Source organism: Limosilactobacillus ingluviei DSM 15946, assembly GCF_001435775.1.
Classification (GTDB): domain Bacteria; phylum Bacillota; class Bacilli; order Lactobacillales; family Lactobacillaceae; genus Limosilactobacillus; species Limosilactobacillus ingluviei.
The window spans coordinates 1-15,906 of sequence record NZ_AZFK01000012.1 but is presented as its reverse complement, the minus strand read 5'-3'; the positions used below and the strand labels follow the sequence as shown (position 1 = coordinate 15,906).

General features: G+C 51.4%; 14 protein-coding genes, 1 tRNA gene and 1 riboswitch. Of the genes, 10 read left to right on the top strand and 5 right to left on the bottom strand.

Translation table 11 applies throughout. The annotated features are described in order from the left end of the window. Window positions 1-124: 124 nt before the first annotated feature. The gene (mprF, locus tag FC43_RS02165; RefSeq protein WP_056953730.1) at window positions 125-2,725 is read right to left on the bottom strand and encodes a bifunctional lysylphosphatidylglycerol flippase/synthetase MprF; all 2,601 of its coding nucleotides are present in this window, start codon (window positions 2,723-2,725) and stop codon (window positions 125-127) included. A 129-nt stretch (window positions 2,726-2,854) separates the two neighbouring features. Between mprF and FC43_RS02160 the strand changes: the two genes are divergently transcribed. The 3 genes from FC43_RS02160 (at window position 2,855) to tenA (ending at window position 4,733) form a co-directional block, all read left to right on the top strand. Beyond that, window positions 2,855-2,930: transfer RNA gene (locus FC43_RS02160), tRNA-Asp, on the top strand. A 61-nt stretch (window positions 2,931-2,991) separates the two neighbouring features. Continuing rightward, complete coding sequence (locus FC43_RS02155; protein ID WP_019206771.1) at window positions 2,992-3,876, top strand: RluA family pseudouridine synthase; 885 nt, start codon at window positions 2,992-2,994, stop codon at window positions 3,874-3,876. Between the two features lie 29 nt (window positions 3,877-3,905). Then, a riboswitch (TPP riboswitch) is annotated at window positions 3,906-4,011 on the top strand. A gap of 68 nt (window positions 4,012-4,079) precedes the next feature. Beyond that, window positions 4,080-4,733 carry a thiaminase II gene (gene tenA / locus FC43_RS02150; protein WP_056953728.1) on the top strand — a complete coding sequence of 218 codons (654 nt, stop codon included), beginning with the start codon at window positions 4,080-4,082 and terminating at the stop codon, window positions 4,731-4,733. 63 nt (window positions 4,734-4,796) lie between these two features. Here the strand turns inward: tenA and apf are convergent, their stop codons facing one another. From apf to FC43_RS02125, 4 genes are all read right to left on the bottom strand, one after another. Then, a complete protein-coding gene (gene apf / locus FC43_RS02145; protein WP_056953726.1) occupies window positions 4,797-5,417 on the bottom strand; it encodes an aggregation-promoting factor in 621 nt (206 codons plus the stop codon). A gap of 476 nt (window positions 5,418-5,893) precedes the next feature. Then, the gene (locus tag FC43_RS02135) at window positions 5,894-6,745 is read right to left on the bottom strand and encodes an aldo/keto reductase (RefSeq protein ID WP_056953722.1); all 852 of its coding nucleotides are present in this window, start codon (window positions 6,743-6,745) and stop codon (window positions 5,894-5,896) included. 128 nt (window positions 6,746-6,873) lie between these two features. Then, on the bottom strand, window positions 6,874-7,575 hold the full coding sequence (locus FC43_RS02130) for a DUF4811 domain-containing protein (protein ID WP_056953720.1): 702 nt from the start codon (window positions 7,573-7,575) through the stop codon (window positions 6,874-6,876). Between the two features lie 3 nt (window positions 7,576-7,578). Continuing rightward, entirely contained in the window at window positions 7,579-9,066 is a 1,488-nt protein-coding gene (locus tag FC43_RS02125) for an MDR family MFS transporter (protein ID WP_056953718.1), read from the bottom strand. A 188-nt stretch (window positions 9,067-9,254) separates the two neighbouring features. Between FC43_RS02125 and FC43_RS02120 the strand changes: the two genes are divergently transcribed. The 7 genes from FC43_RS02120 to FC43_RS02090 all read left to right on the top strand — a co-directional run bounded on the left by FC43_RS02120 (window position 9,255) and on the right by FC43_RS02090 (window position 15,790). Beyond that, window positions 9,255-9,707: a MerR family transcriptional regulator gene (locus tag FC43_RS02120; protein ID WP_162258978.1), complete on the top strand. Its 453-nt coding sequence runs from the start codon at window positions 9,255-9,257 to the stop codon at window positions 9,705-9,707. A 61-nt stretch (window positions 9,708-9,768) separates the two neighbouring features. Beyond that, window positions 9,769-10,098: a hypothetical protein gene (locus FC43_RS02115; protein ID WP_056953714.1), complete on the top strand. Its 330-nt coding sequence runs from the start codon at window positions 9,769-9,771 to the stop codon at window positions 10,096-10,098. A 320-nt stretch (window positions 10,099-10,418) separates the two neighbouring features. After that, entirely contained in the window at window positions 10,419-12,218 is a 1,800-nt protein-coding gene (rnjA, locus tag FC43_RS02110) for a ribonuclease J1 (RefSeq protein ID WP_056953712.1), read from the top strand. A gap of 136 nt (window positions 12,219-12,354) precedes the next feature. Further along, window positions 12,355-13,578, top strand: coding sequence for a CPBP family intramembrane glutamic endopeptidase (locus FC43_RS02105; RefSeq protein ID WP_056953710.1), 1,224 nt, complete (start codon window positions 12,355-12,357; stop codon window positions 13,576-13,578). A 182-nt stretch (window positions 13,579-13,760) separates the two neighbouring features. After that, entirely contained in the window at window positions 13,761-14,234 is a 474-nt protein-coding gene (locus FC43_RS02100) for a universal stress protein (RefSeq protein ID WP_019206782.1), read from the top strand. A gap of 158 nt (window positions 14,235-14,392) precedes the next feature. Next, window positions 14,393-15,076, top strand: coding sequence for a VIT1/CCC1 transporter family protein (locus tag FC43_RS02095; protein ID WP_019206783.1), 684 nt, complete (start codon window positions 14,393-14,395; stop codon window positions 15,074-15,076). A gap of 12 nt (window positions 15,077-15,088) precedes the next feature. Continuing rightward, a complete protein-coding gene (locus FC43_RS02090) occupies window positions 15,089-15,790 on the top strand; it encodes a VIT1/CCC1 transporter family protein (RefSeq protein ID WP_056953708.1) in 702 nt (233 codons plus the stop codon). Window positions 15,791-15,906: the final 116 nt, after the last annotated feature.

Here is a 15,906-nt window from a genome sequence, read left to right as displayed (position 1 = left end):
AAGGCTTAAGCTTTCAAAAGCGCTAGCAACCACGTTACTGAAAACGTTGGTTGCTAGCGCTTTTTGGTTGTTACTTGCTAAGTTTTAGTCGAAAAGCTAGTTTCTTGCTAGCTTCAAGTTGGCCTTAATGCTTCCACCATAACAACCATGAGGATTTGAAGGTGGCGGGCAGCGGGCGTTGGTCGATCCGTTGGTTGACCACGGCCACGACGGCAATCATGGCTGCAACCAGGGATCCCTGCTTAAAGTAGACGGTATAACGCGGCCGCCACAGGGAGGCATATTTTTCCTTATAGCGCCGCAAGCCTTGAAAACTATACAGGTCAGCCCCATATTCATAAATAAAGTGGGCAATTTTTTCGGCGTTAAAGGCAAACTGGGAGTGACCAACGTTGGCCAAGGGGGCCATTCCGAGGTCAAAGTAGGTGTAACCGTGTTGTTGGCCGTATTCGAACATCGCGATAAAAATTTTGTCCATGATGCCAGACGGCGCGTCGTGGGTGTGGCGCATCAAGTCGATCGTCAGAATTTTTTTGCCCCCGGTTGGCATAAAGGTGGCAAAGGCGACGATTTTATCGTGAGCGTCGGTGACGATGCCGATTGGAGCGGTATTGAGGTAGGCAGGATCAAAGTAGCCTAACGAAAAGCCCTTTTCGACTTGATGGCCGAGCCACTCGTCGGACACGGCCTTGAGTTCGCGCATGAACTGGTCGTCAAAGGGGGGCTGAATAATTGAAAACTGGTAGCCTTCCCGGTCAAACTTATGCATTAAGGCCCGCTGGGACCGCTGCTTTTTCCCGGCCAGGGTAAAGTCGGCTAATTTGACCAGGCCATCTTCACCCGTTTTTAAAAAGTCAAAGCCATACTCGTGCAAGAGCAAGGTCATTTCTTCGCCAACTTCATAGAAGACCAGTTGGTAGCCATAGCGATCAGCGGTGGTCATGAATTGGTAGACCGCTTCTTGCCAGACCGCGTGATTACCGACCGGATCCCCCATCACGACGAGGCGCCCATTGCGGGCTTGGTACATAAAGAAGAGTTGGTCCTTGCCGTCGACGGTATAGTAATAGATATTTTTATCACCCAAAAAGGCGAGGTGACTGGTCTCATTGCCCCCAAATTCAGCGATGATCGCCCGGACGCGGTCAGCCGCCAGGGGTTGTTTGATCCCAAAGGGGTCAGCGCCATGCATAAAGTAGCGGAAAATCAGGACCATGATCAACAGCCCCAACAACATGCCAAAGAAGCCGGAAAGCCAAATTTTTTCCCCGGGGAAGAGGAAAAAGCTCGGGACCTTGTGCTTGGCCGTGTAGGTGGGGGAATTCACCAAGCCGACAAGCGAATAAAGAATCAAGCTGCCGGCGAAAATGGAACCATCAACGATAAATTTACCGAGGGAGTATTGGAGTTTTTCCCGGTAGACGGTGTTGCGCATTAAAATCACCAACAAGAGCAACACCGCCAGGTAAATCGTTAAGGACGGCGTTCCCAGGTTCAGCCACGTATTAACAATACCGACTAACAATAACAACAGGGTCGGCCAGTAGGCTTTTTTGACCTTGGCTTGAATCCCCCGGGCACAAGCCAGCATCGCAATGGCAAACAGGATGGTCGTCAGTTGGTGCAAGAAAAAGAAACTAAACGGGTAGAGGCGTTGTAAGAGCCGGTTGGAGGCCGTCAGATCCGGGACCGAAGCGGCCAGCAGCATAAAGATCCCCGAAACGTACATGAAAATGGTAATTACCACCTGGGCGGCTTGGCGCACCATTGTGGCGGGAATGCCGTCAAAAAAGGCGTTAATCCGAACGGCGAGGTAGTGAACAAAAAAGATTAACCCTAACACCAAGGGCAGTAGGTAGTAAAAGACCCGGAACAATAGCAGCCACACGACGGCAGTCGAACGGGGCACGCCCAGGAGGGTCAATTCAATCAGCATCATGACGTCAAAGGACCCGATCGCCCCCGGCAGCATCGACACCACCCCGAGGACTTGGGCGACCACGTAGAGGGGAAAGACTGCCGCTAAGTTGGTGTGGATCCCCAGGCTGGCCCCAATTAAAATGAAGAAACCAGCGACCAGTAACCATTCCAAAGTGGAGGTGAAGGTTACCCAGGCTTTAAATTTAAAGGACATCTCCTTAAAGAGCAGGCCGTTATTTTGGCGGGTCAAAAGCAGGACGACCGGGAAGTACAGCCCACCTCCGACTAACCAGATCGCGTACCGGTTAAAGTGTCCGCCCTGATGGAAGCCAAACATCATCACCAAGGCCAGCCAACAAAGCAAGGACAGCCCGGCCAACAAGAAGATTGCAATTTTAGCAATCGCAGCGAGGATTTGGTTGCGGCTGGCTTGTTGGCCGTAAAAATGGGCCCGTAAGGTTGCGCCCAGCAAGCCCCCAAAACCAGCCACGTTGGTCAAGGTATTGGTAATCCAGCCGCTGCGAAAGATGTAAAAGGGCTTAAATTTACCAGGTAACAGGTGCGTGATGGCAATGTCGTAGCCAGTCATCGGCAAGACGGCGACGAGGCCCCCCAGACTTAAGAGCACTAAAGTGGTCCACGACTGCCGGGTCAGTTCGGTTGTGACTTGGTCCCAATTGACCGTCTTAAAAAAGTTTCCTAAGCTGATGATGACAAATAACACCACGGAAGTAACGAAGACCAGCTTCAAGCCCTTCGCGTAGCGTTGCCACAGGGCTTGGCTGGTTTGGATAATTTTTTGCATAGTTCCCCCTCACGAAAGATAACTTCTGTTACTAACCTACATTTTTTTCGGGAATTTCGCAAGAATTCATGGAAAAATGTTGACGGCGGCCGGGACTTCCGGTATATTATTATTTGTGCTTAAGGAAATGGTCCATTGGTCTAGTTTTGGTTAGGACGCATCCCTGTCACGGATGAGATCACGAGTTCGAGTCTCGTATGGACCGTATGTGTAAGAGGTCGGGAAATTCCCGGCCTCTTTTTTCTTGGCAAAGAAAGGATGAAAGCATGGAAAATACTTGGCAGTACCGTGGCACAGAGCCGATTAAAATTAAGCGTTACCTCCAGTCGTTGGGGATGGGACACCGCTTATTCAATGATATTAAAAATGGGGCCGGAGAGCTCTTGGTTGATCACCGGCCGGTCCGCCCGACGACCAAAATTTTACCCAACCAGCCGCTGACGATTAAGGTGGCACCAGAAATGGCGGATCCCACCGTCCAAGTCAGTCATGGCCCCTTACAGATTGCCTATGAGGATGCCAACTGGCTGGTGATTGACAAACCCGCGGGGCTGGCTTCAGTCCCGGGACCCACGGAACAAGCCGATACCGCTTTAAACCGGGTCAAGGGGTACTTAGTGGCCCAAAAGAGTGTCGATTTGCGGCCCCATTTGATTACCCGCTTGGATCGGTTTACCAGCGGTTTGTTGCTGGTGGCCAAGCATCGGGTCGCTTCCAGCATGATCAGCACCCAGGTGGAAAGCCACGCGGTTAAAAAAGAGTACCGGGCAATCGTGAGTGGGCACTTACCGGCCGCGCACGGCGTGATTGACCAACCGATTCTGCGGGTAGCCGGCCAGGCGGCCCGGGTGATTGATCCGGCCGGCCAGCCCGCCAAGACCGAGTACTGGGTCGAACAAGAAAAGGCCGGCTATAGCCTGGTGCGTCTGCGCCTGCACTCGGGCCGTACCCATCAGATCCGGGTCCACTTGAGTTGGCTGGGCAATCCTTTGGTGGGCGATCACCTCTACGGCGGTGACCTGAGCCGCAGTGATCACCAGGCCCTGCATGCGACCAGTTTGGCCTTCACCGATCCCTTTACCCAGGCCCCCGTGGCTCTGACCAGTCCCCTGCCGGCGGCCCTGCAAACTTTGTGGGACCAGTTGGCTTAGGGAGACGTTGGGCTTATAATAAAAACAACCATTGTAACCGGGAGTGCTCGTGTGCCGAGCTGAGATGTCCGCAAACGGACGGATCCCTTGAACCTGTGAGTTAATCCTCGCGAAGGGACGTTACGCTTAGCGCTGCTTCGGGAGAAGTGGCGCTTTTTTCGTCCCTTTTCCGGCGGGGCGGGGCAACGTCCGGAAAGGAAGTTATGAAAGAGACACAGTTTACCGCTACTTTGACTCCCGTCATTGAGGTTGCCACGGCCCGCAGCCTGGCTCACCCCTTTATCGTTGGCCTGAGTGACGGGACCCTGCCGTTGGCGACCTTTCGCTACTACTTGCGCCAAGATCACCAGTACCTGGAAATGTTTGGTCGCTTGCACGAGGTCCTGGCCGCCCAGCTTAATACGGCGCTGGCCCAAATTTTGACCAGCCTCGGTGAGGGGGAAGACCTGGCCCGTCAGCGCCTCCACGCTGAGTTGAAGCTTTCGGTGGTCGAATTGGCGGCCACCAAACCGGCGCCGACCAATTATGCCTATCAGACTCACATGGCCTACCAAAACCAGGCCCACGGCAAGGCGGCCCTGGCGGCCGGCCTCTTGCCGTGCTACTGGCTCTACAATGAGGTTGGCCGACGGTTGGCGCAAAAACACAGTCCCAACCCGCTTTACCAGGAGTTTTTCGACAGTTACGCCAGTGATGATTTTTCCAGTAGTACCAACCAGATGCGGGCGATCGTCGACGAATTGGCGGCACCACTGGACGAAGCGGCCCACGAGCAGATGCGCCAGGCCTTTGTAAAATCTTGTTATTATGAGGAACAATTTTGGCAGATGGCCTACGAACAACAAAGGTGGCACTAACGCAAAAAAAGGAATGGCATGGAAGCGCCATTCCTTTTTTAATGCATTTAGCTAAAGTAATTTTTAGTACCAACCGTGTTGTTGCCAGAAGGCTTGGGCGTTGGTCCAAGAACCGTAACGGGAAGCCACGTATTGTTGGGCAACCCGTTCTTGGTTGGCAGCGGAGTAGTCACCGTTTAAGTAAGCAGCGGAAAGTTGGTACTTCCCGATGTATTGGCCGTTCCGGGCCGTGTAGCTTCCACCAGATTCGCGTTGGGCAATCCAAGCTTGGGCTGCGGCTTCGCTCCCGCCCAGGTTAGCCGTGTATGAGCTGGTAGCTTGAGCTTGGTAGCCGTAGTTGCTTTGCGCAGCTGGTTGTTGCGCGTAGTAAACCGGAGCTTGACTTTGCGTCGTTTGGACTGGCGCAGCTTGGGCTGCCGTTTGAGCTGGCGCTTGGGTCGTTTCGCCGTTATCCTTGATCAAAAGTTGTTGGCCAACGTAGATCAAGTTGACGTTTTGGATGTTGTTGTCTTGGGCCAGCTTGTCAACGGAGCTGTTGGCAAACTTTTGGGAAATTGAAGACAGGGTGTCACCGGCTTGTACGGTGTACGTCGTGTCCGCGCTGGCAACCGTGGAGCCGGCTGCGATCCCAAAAGCGGCGATGCCAAGAGTTGCTGCAGTAGTTAACATGCTTTTCTTTAACATAGGGTAATTTAACCATCCTTTTCTTTGTTCGTTCATATTTTCGACGGTTACTATCATAACCGCTCAAGGTTACGAACAGATAACAAGCGAATTGCGAAGGACGGGGAAAACGGGGGGATTTCGTAATCTTTTGTAATATAACGATTTACCTAACTTGAATGTAAGGGGACGCATGACTGTTCTGATCGCTTTTTTGGCCGACCAAACTTTGCCGGCGGAAAGAGCGAAAAAATCTCGGAAAAAATTCGAAAAAGGTCAACTTTTTTTGCTTCCCAGCGATAAACGGGGGAAAAAGCTTCAAATTTGCCCGGTTTATTACAGAAAGGTTGCGATCGTCATTTTAGCGAGCCAAGTTAGGTAAGCACAAGGACCAAACCCAGTCAGGACAAGCCTTGCGCGCTTTGTAATCTTTTGTCATAAAGGGTGAGAAACCAAAAAACGTCCTGGTCGGGGCCAGGACGATAATCAAATTTTGCTTACCGGGGGTATTGCACGTTATTTTCATAAACCAATTCGGGTTCGCGCCCATCCCGGGCAAAGCGATTCAGGGCGTCAATTTGGGCCATTTCTGCAGCACTGAGGGTAAAATCAGCCAACGCGGCGTTTTCAGCGATCCGTTGTGGGTGCGCTGATTTTGGAATGATGGCCACCCCACCTTGTAAATGCCACTTCAAAATTACTTGGGCGACTGATTTCTGGTGGGCTGCCGCGATTTTAGTCAGGACGGGATCCTGTAAGTACTTGCCCCGGGCCAGGGGCGACCAGGCTTGGGTTACGATCCCATGGGCTTGATGATACTTGATTAAGGCCGCTTGGTTTAAGCCTGGGTGCCGTTCGACTTGGTTGACGACCGGCCGTTGGTGGGCTTGCGTGGCTAACAGCTGCAAGTGGACGATCCCAAAGTTCGAGACCCCAATTGATTTGGTCAAACCTTGGGCCTGCAAGTCTTCTAAGGCTTGCCAGGTCGCAAAGAAGTGGGCTTGCATCGGCCAGTGCACCAACAGCAAGTCAACGTAATCTAACTGCAAGCGGTGCAAGGATTCCTTAACTGACTGGATGGTGGTCTGGTAACCTTGGTTTTGTTCCGCGACTTTCGTGGTTACAAAATAATTATCCCGGGGGACGGCTAATTCCTTTAAGGCTACCCCCAGCAAGGCTTCGTTTTCATAGAGTTGGGCGGTATCAAACAGCCGGTAGCCGGTTTGGTAGGCACTTTTGAGGGCGGTCGTCATGCTGGCCTGGTCGGTCAGTTTATAGACGCCAAAGCCTTCTTGGGGCATACGGTGGCCGTCCGCTAAGGTTAACCATTGAGCTTGCAACTGGGTCATAATTTTCCCTCCAAACTATTAATAGGTAGAAACACACCATTATCCCTATCTTACCGCGCTTTTAAACTGATTAAAAGTAAGAAAAAAGGAACCGCGGGGCCGCTGGGGTCCCGGAGTTCCTAGCCTTGCTATTTGACTAACTGTTGAATGGCTTGCGCCTTAGCTTCATTCGTGAATTGCAGCTGTAAGGCCCCTTGTTGGGCCGGCGTTAAGTGTGGATTTTGTTGCAGGGCTTGGGCCATGCGCTGCTTAACTTGGCTGGCAATCACCGTTTTCATTTGCGCTTGGGCGGCAGGCTGCTTAAGCTGCTTGGTAAGTTGGGCCGCCTGGTACGTATTGATGACCGCCCAGGTTGGGTTGACTTGGAAATCGTAGCTGCGGTGCTTGGTTTCGTTGTTATCCCCTAAAATCCCAAACATGGCCTTGGCAAAGCCGTTGGCATAGACGTACTTTTGCGTTTTGATTACCACTTTGGCGTCCCCGGTGGTCTGTGTCAGCTTCGTGGTGGCCTTGCTGTTGACCCAGGTGTGCTTGGTCTTTTTTTGGTGAATGTCGGTCTTATAAACGTAGACTTTTTCATTGCCGGTCCCCAATTGCTTATACACCAGCAAATTAGCTTGCGGATTGACCGAAGCCAGGGAAACCGTCTGCGTGGTGGTGACCGTCTTCATCCCCAAGTGGTTGACATCGTGGAGGGCAAAGACCGTCACGGAAGCCACTAAAATGATTAAGGACAGCCCAGCCCACAGTAAGTGACTGGCTTTTTCGACCCATACGGCCCCAAAGAGGTAAAAGCTCAGGGCACTGAGAATAACCAGTAAAATAATCATCGCTTAACCCTCCTTTGGTAAATCGGTGACATCAATAGAACGCACGGTATTTTCCTTCTTTAAGAAGAAGGCTAAGACCAAGGCGGCGACGGCAAAAATGGCGGACACCCCGAAGGCTGCCCGGAACCCATTTAAGGCCGCGTTGATGGCATGGTCCTTGTAAACCAGGGGCGCCGAGGTCAACAAGCTGTGCGCAGGCTTGGTGGCATCTTGAACGTTGGTTAAGACGGTCGTCATGATGGCAGTCCCAATCGAACTCATCGTTTGCCGGAAAGTATTGTTAACGGCCGTCCCGTGGGACATCTCGGCAATCGGCAAGACGTTCATCCCGGAAGTTGTGACCGGCATGAAGACCATTGACACCCCAAAGAGCCGAATAGCGTAGAAGACAATAATGGAAAGGACCGGCGTCTTATCGGTCAGGGTCATAAAGGGTACCGTCCCAATCAAAAGCATTGTTAAACCAACAATTGCCAAGCGCCGGGCCCCGTACTTATCAAAGAGACGCCCGGTAATTGGTTGCATGAACCCCATCATCAAAGCCCCGGGTAATAACATTAAGCCAGAGTGAAAGGCCGTTTCCCCCCGGATCGTTTGGATGTAAGTTGGTAAAAGCATTTCAACCCCGATCATGGCCAGGTTGACCGCACTGGATAAGACGGCGGCTAAGGCGAATTCAGGGTGCTTAAAGACCCGCATTTCCAGGAACGGATCCTTTAACTTCAGCTGCCGGTGAATAAAGAGGGCGATAAAGATCAGCCCGACAATGATAAAGCCCAGCACCAAGCGGTCGCCCCACCCACGGCTGGAAGCTTCCGAGACCCCGTATAGTAGGCCCCCAAACCCGATCGTTGAGGTGACGACCGACCAGAAATCGAGGGGCTGTTGGTGAACCCGTAAGACCGGCTTCATCACAAAGAAGGCGATGATCAAAATGATGATGATAAAGGGAATAATGACCCCAAAGAGATCCCGCCAGGAATAGTTGTCAACAATGATCCCGGACATGGTTGGCCCCACGGCCGGAGCCAGCCCCATGGCGATGCCGACCATTCCCATGGCACTCCCCCGCTGTTCCGGAGGGAAGACTGACAGCATGATCGTTTGGTTAAGGGGCATGGTTACCCCCACGGCCAGGGCTTGGATGATCCGGGCCACAATTAAGATCTGGAAGTTGGGAGCGACAAAGGCAATCACCGTCCCGAGCAGGAAAGTTGCCATGGCCCCCAGGTACATGGTCCGGGAGTTAAATTTATTGATTAACCAGGCAGAAACCGGGATCATGATCCCGTTAGTCAGCATAAAGGCCGTCGTTAGCCACTGCACCGTCGAAGTCGAAACGTCAAAGGACTTCATAATTGCGGGGTAGGCAGTCGCTAAGAAGGTCCCAGTTAACATGGTAAAGAAGGAACCCATCGTCAAGACCGCGACGAGCACGGTCCGGTTGTATGGCTTCCCGTTGATATCCATTGCCGTATGATTGGCAGACATGGCAAACCCTTCTTTCTTTTTATTAGTAAAAATCAACAGCAACTAATGTAACTCTTTCCACTATTATTGTCAAATAATTTGACAAAATTAGCGAAAAGTGTGACACTACTCTTTGTTGGCGGGGAGTTGCCGGTATGTTACGCTGGTCAATTCCCCAAGTTTTGGCAAATTACACAGGGGGGAAAATCATGCGAATCTTTCCCAAAGTCTTTAAGACGGCAATGGAAAAGGCTCAATTGCCCTTATCGGAAATGGCCCGGGTCGCGGGGGTCTCAGCCCGGCAAATTCGGTATTGGGAAAAGAAGGGCTATATTACTTCTCACCAAGCCCAAAAAAATCAGAACCATAAATTTAACTTTTTTTCCTTATTAAAGGTAATGGAGATCAAAGAGTTCTTGGATGAAGGCTACACTTTGCAAGCGGCGGTCGAAAAGCAACGCGAACGGCAAAATATTTTGCGCAGCGTCCGGCGACTGATTAATGAACGGCTCTTAGGGGTAGAAGAAGTGGCGGCCTGCCAAGAAGGCGTCGAAATTAACCTGGGCCCGTTGGATAATGATGAGACCAAGGTAGTCGTCGCTCAAATCAAGGCCGGCCAGCCCGTGAAATTAATTTTGAAAAAACATCAGCCAATCGATTAACGAAAGCGGTTGCCAAGTGCTATCCTAAAAAGGTAAGAAAAAAACAGAGGATGGATCAAAGATGGTAGCATTTCAAGATTTGACGCCAGCGGCCCAAACGGTAGCGGAACGCGAATTCATGGCTTTTTACATTCGACACTTTAAGCGCGATGATTTAGAGGTTTTGACGGAATTGGCTTCTGACAGCCAGCAAGCAATGATTAACCGGGTGTTGCGCACGAATGGCTTTATGACCGTGGAGCAATTGGTAACGGTCAGTTTACCGTTGACTAAGCACCTCTTTGCTGCTTTGTTGGCAAAGGCCGGGATGGAATTCGATGAATTAGGCAACGCCGCCCAGCCTTGGGAAACGTGGTTGGCCGAGCGCCATGCCACCTTGCGGACCTTCTAAAGCCCGGTCAGTTGGTGATTACGACTAGTGAGCAGGTTATTGGCTCACTGGTCGTTTTTTATTTAGCGCTAGTGAAGCCGAACGGCGCAGCCAAGGGCGATGACTACCATTCACTTTTCGATTGTGATAAAATATTTTCAGATTATTCTGAACGGAAAAATAACGCACCCCGGTCCAGTTACGGGGACAATCAACCAGTCGCAGGTGACCGGTCAAGGAGTTAAATGATGGGCTGTAATTGGCCAATTATCGCGATCGGCGCGTCCTGATGGTGGGGGACGTTATCAACATCATAACGATAAAGGATTAGAAAGGGACTTATGACAAAGTTAAATATCAAAAATAACGAAGTGGCCTTTTACGCAGTCGGGGGCCTTGGCGAAATCGGGAAGAACATGTACTGTGTCCAATTCCAAGACGAAATCATCATTATTGACTGTGGGGTCCTCTTCCCAGAAGATGATTTGCTGGGGGTTGATTATGTCATCCAAAATTATGACTACTTGATTGAAAATAAGGATAAGATCAAGGGCCTCTTTATCACTCACGGGCACGAAGACCACATTGGGGGGCTGCCCTTCTTCTTGCAAAAGGTCAAGGTGCCAATTTATGCCGGGCCGTTTGCAATGTCCTTGATTAAGGGCAAGTTGGATGAAAAACACCTCTTGCGGGATGCGGAATTGCATGAAATCAATGAATTTGATACCGTCCACTTTAAGAAGCTGTGGGTCAGCTTCTTCCGGACGACCCACTCGATCCCGGATACCCTGGGGGTAGCGGTCCACACGCCGCAGGGGACGATTGTGCAAACCGGGGACTTTAAGTTTGACCTCACGCCGGTGGGCAACTTACCGGCCCCAAATTTCCAGCAAATGGCTAAGTTGGGCGAGGAAGGGGTCTTGTTATTGACCTCGGATTCGACGAACGCGGAACGACCGGAGTTTACGAAGTCGGAACGGTGGGTGGACATTCACATCCGGCGGATTTTTGAACGGATTAAGGGCCGGATCATTTTTGCTTCCTTTGCGTCCAACGTCTACCGTCTGCGGGAAGCCAGCGATGCGGCAATTAAACAGGGCCGCAAGATTGCCGTCTTTGGGCGGAGCATGGAAAATGCGATTACGGCTGGCCAAGCCCTGGGGTACTTAAAGATTCCCGAAGACTCCTTGATTGACCCGAATGAAATCAATTCCTATCCCCCGGAACAAGTAATGATCATGTGTACTGGTTCGCAGGGGGAACCAATGGCGGCCCTGTCGCGGATTGCCAACGGGACCCACCGGCAAATCAGTATTCAACCAGGGGACACGGTTGTCTTCTCCTCCAACCCGATTCCAGGGAATACGACCAGCGTTAACGCTTTGATCAATAAACTCGAAGAAGGTGGCGCAGAAGTCATCCACGGCTACGTCAACAATATCCACACTTCGGGTCACGGGGGCCAGATTGACGAAGAATTAATGTTGCGCTTGATGAAGCCAAAGTTCTTTGCGCCAGTCCACGGGGAATACCGGATGCAAAAGATCCACACCAAGTTGGCCGAATTAACCGGGGTGCCCCGGGAAAATTCCTTTATTTTGGCCAATGGGGATGTCTTAGCCTTGACTAAGGATACTTGTCGGTTGGCTGACCACATTGATTCGATGGGCGACGTTTATATTGACGGGCGTGATGTCGATGATGCCGTTGGCAGTCCCGAAATTCGCGAACGGCGGCTCCTCTCCGAAGAAGGGGTCGTTACGGCGATTGCGGTGGTTGATCTAAAGGACTTCCAGATTGTGGCGGGGCCAGACATCGTTTCGCGGGGCTTTGTGTACATGCATGAATCCCAAGAATTGATTAAGGCCGCCAATCACGAAGTTTTCTGGGCGATCTTAAATACCTTTAAAAACCATAAGAAGGTGGACCGCCGGGCGATTAACCGGACGATTGTTTCGCGCTTGCAACGCTTACTGTACGAACGGACGGGGCGGCGCCCAGTGATCATTCCCATGGTGACGATCTTAAATGCGGATGCTCAATCTACCACGGAAGATAAGCCGGCTGCGTCGACCAAGCCCGCCCGGCCCCGGCGCAACCGAAATAACCGCGCCAAGCGGCAACCAGCCGCTACGGAATAACTAAATTAAACAAAGACTGGTTGAAGCCCGCTGCTTTAGCTGGTCTTTTTTCGTAAAAACTGGGGGCCCGCCCTTTTTTTGGCTCGGGGTCTTTGTTACCATTAAGAAGAATTAATTTTGGACGGGGGGACTTTCAATGTCTGGAACGGACTATCTCCGTATTTGGTACCGGGCGCAAGTGTCAATTGCTTTATTTTGCGTGGCGGTAATCGGGGGATGGGAATTTTATCATCACTTGCCATTTGTCCCGTGGATGATCATCATGGCAGTGATTTTAATGCTAGCGCTGGTGGCCGAAGCGTATGCTTTGCCCCGCTGGCTGCAAGCGGTCAACCGGTGGATCCAGTGTTTGATTCAGCCGATTATTTTAGTGGTGGTTTGGGCGATTATGACCCGGGAAATAATTGTGCGCTTGCAGTTGCCGCCGCGCGGAGTCATGGTAATTACCATGACTTATTATGTGGTGATGTTTGCCCCCATGGCGGGAATTATCGGTGGTCAATTGCAGTGGACCTTAGCGCGGCTCTTTTATCCCTTCTGGTGGTTTACGATCGTCACGGGCATTGTTGGGGTTATTTACCCCGCCAAGTTTGCTGGGCCGCACTTGTTTGCTTTAATTTTGCAGACGGGGGCGTTGGGCGCTTTAGCGCTGTTTTTGATGATGGTTGCGGCCATGCGGGCTTGGCACTTGTCGTGGCCGGGGATTAACCCGCAGTTTGGGCGCGGCTTTAGTTGGTTATCCTTGGCAATTTTATTGGGGCTCGGAGGAATATTTATCTTTATCAATGCTTTTTCCAGTGGTGATAGTGTGAAAAATATCCTGACCAGTTATTCTTTTGCTAATTTTCATCCGAACCGGGAATATCTACTGACGGCGTTTGAAGCCGGCGTGGCCGAGGAAACGTTGTGTCGGTTCGGCTTGTTGGGGGTTTGCTTGTATGCCCTGCGCAACTTCCGCTGGCAAATTCTCGGGGCGGTCTTGTTGACTTCCGCCTTGTTTGGGGCCCTGCATTTAGGGAATTTGGTGGAGCAGCCCCTGGCCATTACCATTTTACAAACCATCTCGGCTTTTGGGATGGGCTTGTACTTTGCGGTCGTCTACCTTTATACGGGCCAATTATGGTTAGCGATGCTGCTGCACTTCTTGTTGGATTGGCTGGCTTTTTCCACGTCGGGCTCGACTGCGATGATGGGCAATCCCACCTTGGCGGATTGGTATTTGTTGGCGGTCGAAGTGCTCTTCTTTACCGGGATTACGATTTGGATGTTCCTAGGTGATCGCTACCAGGTGATGGAACGTCATGCCCGGCGGTTGACCGGTGAAAACCAACGCTTTGGCTATCGTTTAACGTTTGAATAGTGGCTAATGGACGCGTGGCGCTTGACCGCGCGTCTTTTTAGCTTTGGAAAATTCTCAAGCCTGGGTAAAATAATTTTAGGCAAAACTAAAAAATATTGTTTACAATTACAAAATGAGTAGTAACATAGGAACTAAGCCGAGCGGAACTAGCAATAGTTCCATAAGAGAGGAGTAGGACAGGCATGTTTGAAATCAAACCCAAACGGTTCCACCGGATTTTAGTCGGGGTTGACGACGCCCCGGACGCCCGTGCGGCGTTTGCTTACGCCGTTGATAAGGCGGTGCGCGACAATTCGGAGTTAGGGATTGTTTCGATTTACGAAACCAGTGGAGTGAACGTGTACCAGTTCTTAGACAAGGACTTCACGCACTCTAGTCGGGAAGAAATGGAGAAGCGGATCGATCAATACGTGCAAGCAGCGATTGATTACGGAGTGGATCCCAAGAAGATTACCGCGATTGTCGATCAAGGTGAGCGGCCCGCGGAACGGATTTGCAACCACGTGATTCCTGAATTTGAACCCGACCTGTTGATTGTCGGCTCGATTGGGAAATCTGGCAGTCGCAAGACGGTGGGTTCCCAAGCTTCCTATATGGTTAAGCACGCTGGGACGTCAGTCTTTGTGATTCGGACGAACCAAGACGCAGCTGAATAACCCCGGTGGCCATTTGAGGCCGGCAACCGCAAATTCCCGTTGGTGGATTTGCGGTTTTTAGATTGTGTCTAAATAATAATGGAATATTTCAATATTATGGTTGCATTGCATTTTTTCTAGTTTATAATGATTATAAACAAAGGTGGGAGGAAGAGAAAATGGCAAAGCAAATGTCATTAGCACAGAAAATCAATGTTTTACGGGCCAGCGTGATGGGCGCCAACGATGGGATTATTTCCGTCGCCGGCATCGTCATCGGGGTGGCGGCCGCGACGGCTGATGCCTACGCGATTTTAATCGCGGGGTTGTCGGGGAGTTTAGCGGGGATGATCTCGATGTGTATGGGGGAATACGTTTCGGTCAGTACCCAAAAGGACTCGCAACAACGGGCGATTCTCGATGAGCAAAAGCGGCTGGCCAATAATTTTCAAGCGGAGTTTGATTACGTCAAGCAAAAATACTTAGCCCAAGAAATTGATCCGGCGTTAGCCCAGCAAGCAACACAAGAATTGATGAGCAATGATCCGTTAACCACGGTGGTCCAGGAACGTTATGGCTTTAACCCGCAGGACTTTACCAGTCCCTATGCAGCGGCGATTGCGTCCTTCATTGCTTTTCCGTTGGGATCGATTCTGCCGATGGTGGCCGTGACGATGGCGCCACCGGCCCTCCGGATTGGGGTCACGATGGTGGCGGTGTTAGTGGCGTTAGTGCTGACCGGTTATTTAGCGGCGGTGTTGGGGGATGACCCGGCCCGGGGCAAGGCAGTCTTGCGCAATGTGGCTGCTGGCTTATTGACGATGGTGGTGACCTTTGTGATTGGTCAGCTTTTTCATGCTTAGGGGGCAGCAGAAATGACAAATGCGAAAGTAAGAACAATCGACAAAACAGCCCAAACGATGGAAGAAAAGTTGAACACCTTGCGGGCGGGGGTCTTAGGCTCCAACGATGGGATCTTGACCGTCGTGGGGGTCTTGGTCTCCGTGGCTGCGGCGACCAGCAATGAATTTACGATTTTTATCGCCGGCCTGTCCGATCTTTTAGCCTGTGCCTTTTCGATGGCGGCGGGCGAGTATGCGTCGGTGTCAGCCCAAAAGGAGACCGAAAAAGCGGCCGTGGCTAAGGAAGCAAAACTGCTAAAGACGGCCTGGACCGAGCAAGTTGCGGCGGTCAAAGCGCACTATGTTGTCAAGGGGGTTCACGAACAAACAGCGGCGGCGATTGCGGCGGACTTAATGCAAAAGAAGCCGTTGGCGACGGTGGTGCGGATCAAGTACGATATTGAACTGGGGCACTACTTAAATCCCTGGGATGCTGCCTACGCTTCTTTGTTTGCAGCCGCTTTGGGCGGTTTGTTGCCGCTGATGGCGATGACTTTTGTTACGGGGCCCCTAAAGTGGGGGGCGACGATCTTAGCGGTGGCCTTGGCCTCAGCTTTAACCGGGTTGATTTCCGCGAAGTTGGGCGACGGTTTGGTCAAACGAGCGGTGATTCGCAACATTATCATTGGCTTGATTACGATCACGATTCACTATGGGGTCGGCAAACTCTTCTAAAAATTAAATTGCTGGATAGCGCGTCAGCCGGGGGTTCCCGGGGGCGCGCTTTTTTTTACGCGACGAATTGTCAAACTAAGTGCAACGGTTCTTCAAAAAATACCTCAGATGGAGTT

Coding starts and splice junctions, on each gene's coding strand:
- apf (WP_056953726.1), bottom strand. CDS start 5,417: ATGTTAAAGAAAAGCATGTTAACTACTGCAGCAACTCTTGGCATCGCC.
- FC43_RS02120 (WP_162258978.1), top strand. CDS start 9,255: ATGCGAATCTTTCCCAAAGTCTTTAAGACGGCAATGGAAAAGGCTCAA.
- tenA (WP_056953728.1), top strand. CDS start 4,080: ATGAAAGAGACACAGTTTACCGCTACTTTGACTCCCGTCATTGAGGTT.
- FC43_RS02130 (WP_056953720.1), bottom strand. CDS start 7,575: ATGATTATTTTACTGGTTATTCTCAGTGCCCTGAGCTTTTACCTCTTT.
- rnjA (WP_056953712.1), top strand. CDS start 10,419: ATGACAAAGTTAAATATCAAAAATAACGAAGTGGCCTTTTACGCAGTC.
- FC43_RS02135 (WP_056953722.1), bottom strand. CDS start 6,745: ATGACCCAGTTGCAAGCTCAATGGTTAACCTTAGCGGACGGCCACCGT.
- FC43_RS02155 (WP_019206771.1), top strand. CDS start 2,992: ATGGAAAATACTTGGCAGTACCGTGGCACAGAGCCGATTAAAATTAAG.
- FC43_RS02115 (WP_056953714.1), top strand. CDS start 9,769: ATGGTAGCATTTCAAGATTTGACGCCAGCGGCCCAAACGGTAGCGGAA.
- mprF (WP_056953730.1), bottom strand. CDS start 2,725: ATGCAAAAAATTATCCAAACCAGCCAAGCCCTGTGGCAACGCTACGCG.
- FC43_RS02125 (WP_056953718.1), bottom strand. CDS start 9,066: ATGTCTGCCAATCATACGGCAATGGATATCAACGGGAAGCCATACAAC.
- FC43_RS02095 (WP_019206783.1), top strand. CDS start 14,393: ATGGCAAAGCAAATGTCATTAGCACAGAAAATCAATGTTTTACGGGCC.
- FC43_RS02105 (WP_056953710.1), top strand. CDS start 12,355: ATGTCTGGAACGGACTATCTCCGTATTTGGTACCGGGCGCAAGTGTCA.
- FC43_RS02100 (WP_019206782.1), top strand. CDS start 13,761: ATGTTTGAAATCAAACCCAAACGGTTCCACCGGATTTTAGTCGGGGTT.
- FC43_RS02090 (WP_056953708.1), top strand. CDS start 15,089: ATGACAAATGCGAAAGTAAGAACAATCGACAAAACAGCCCAAACGATG.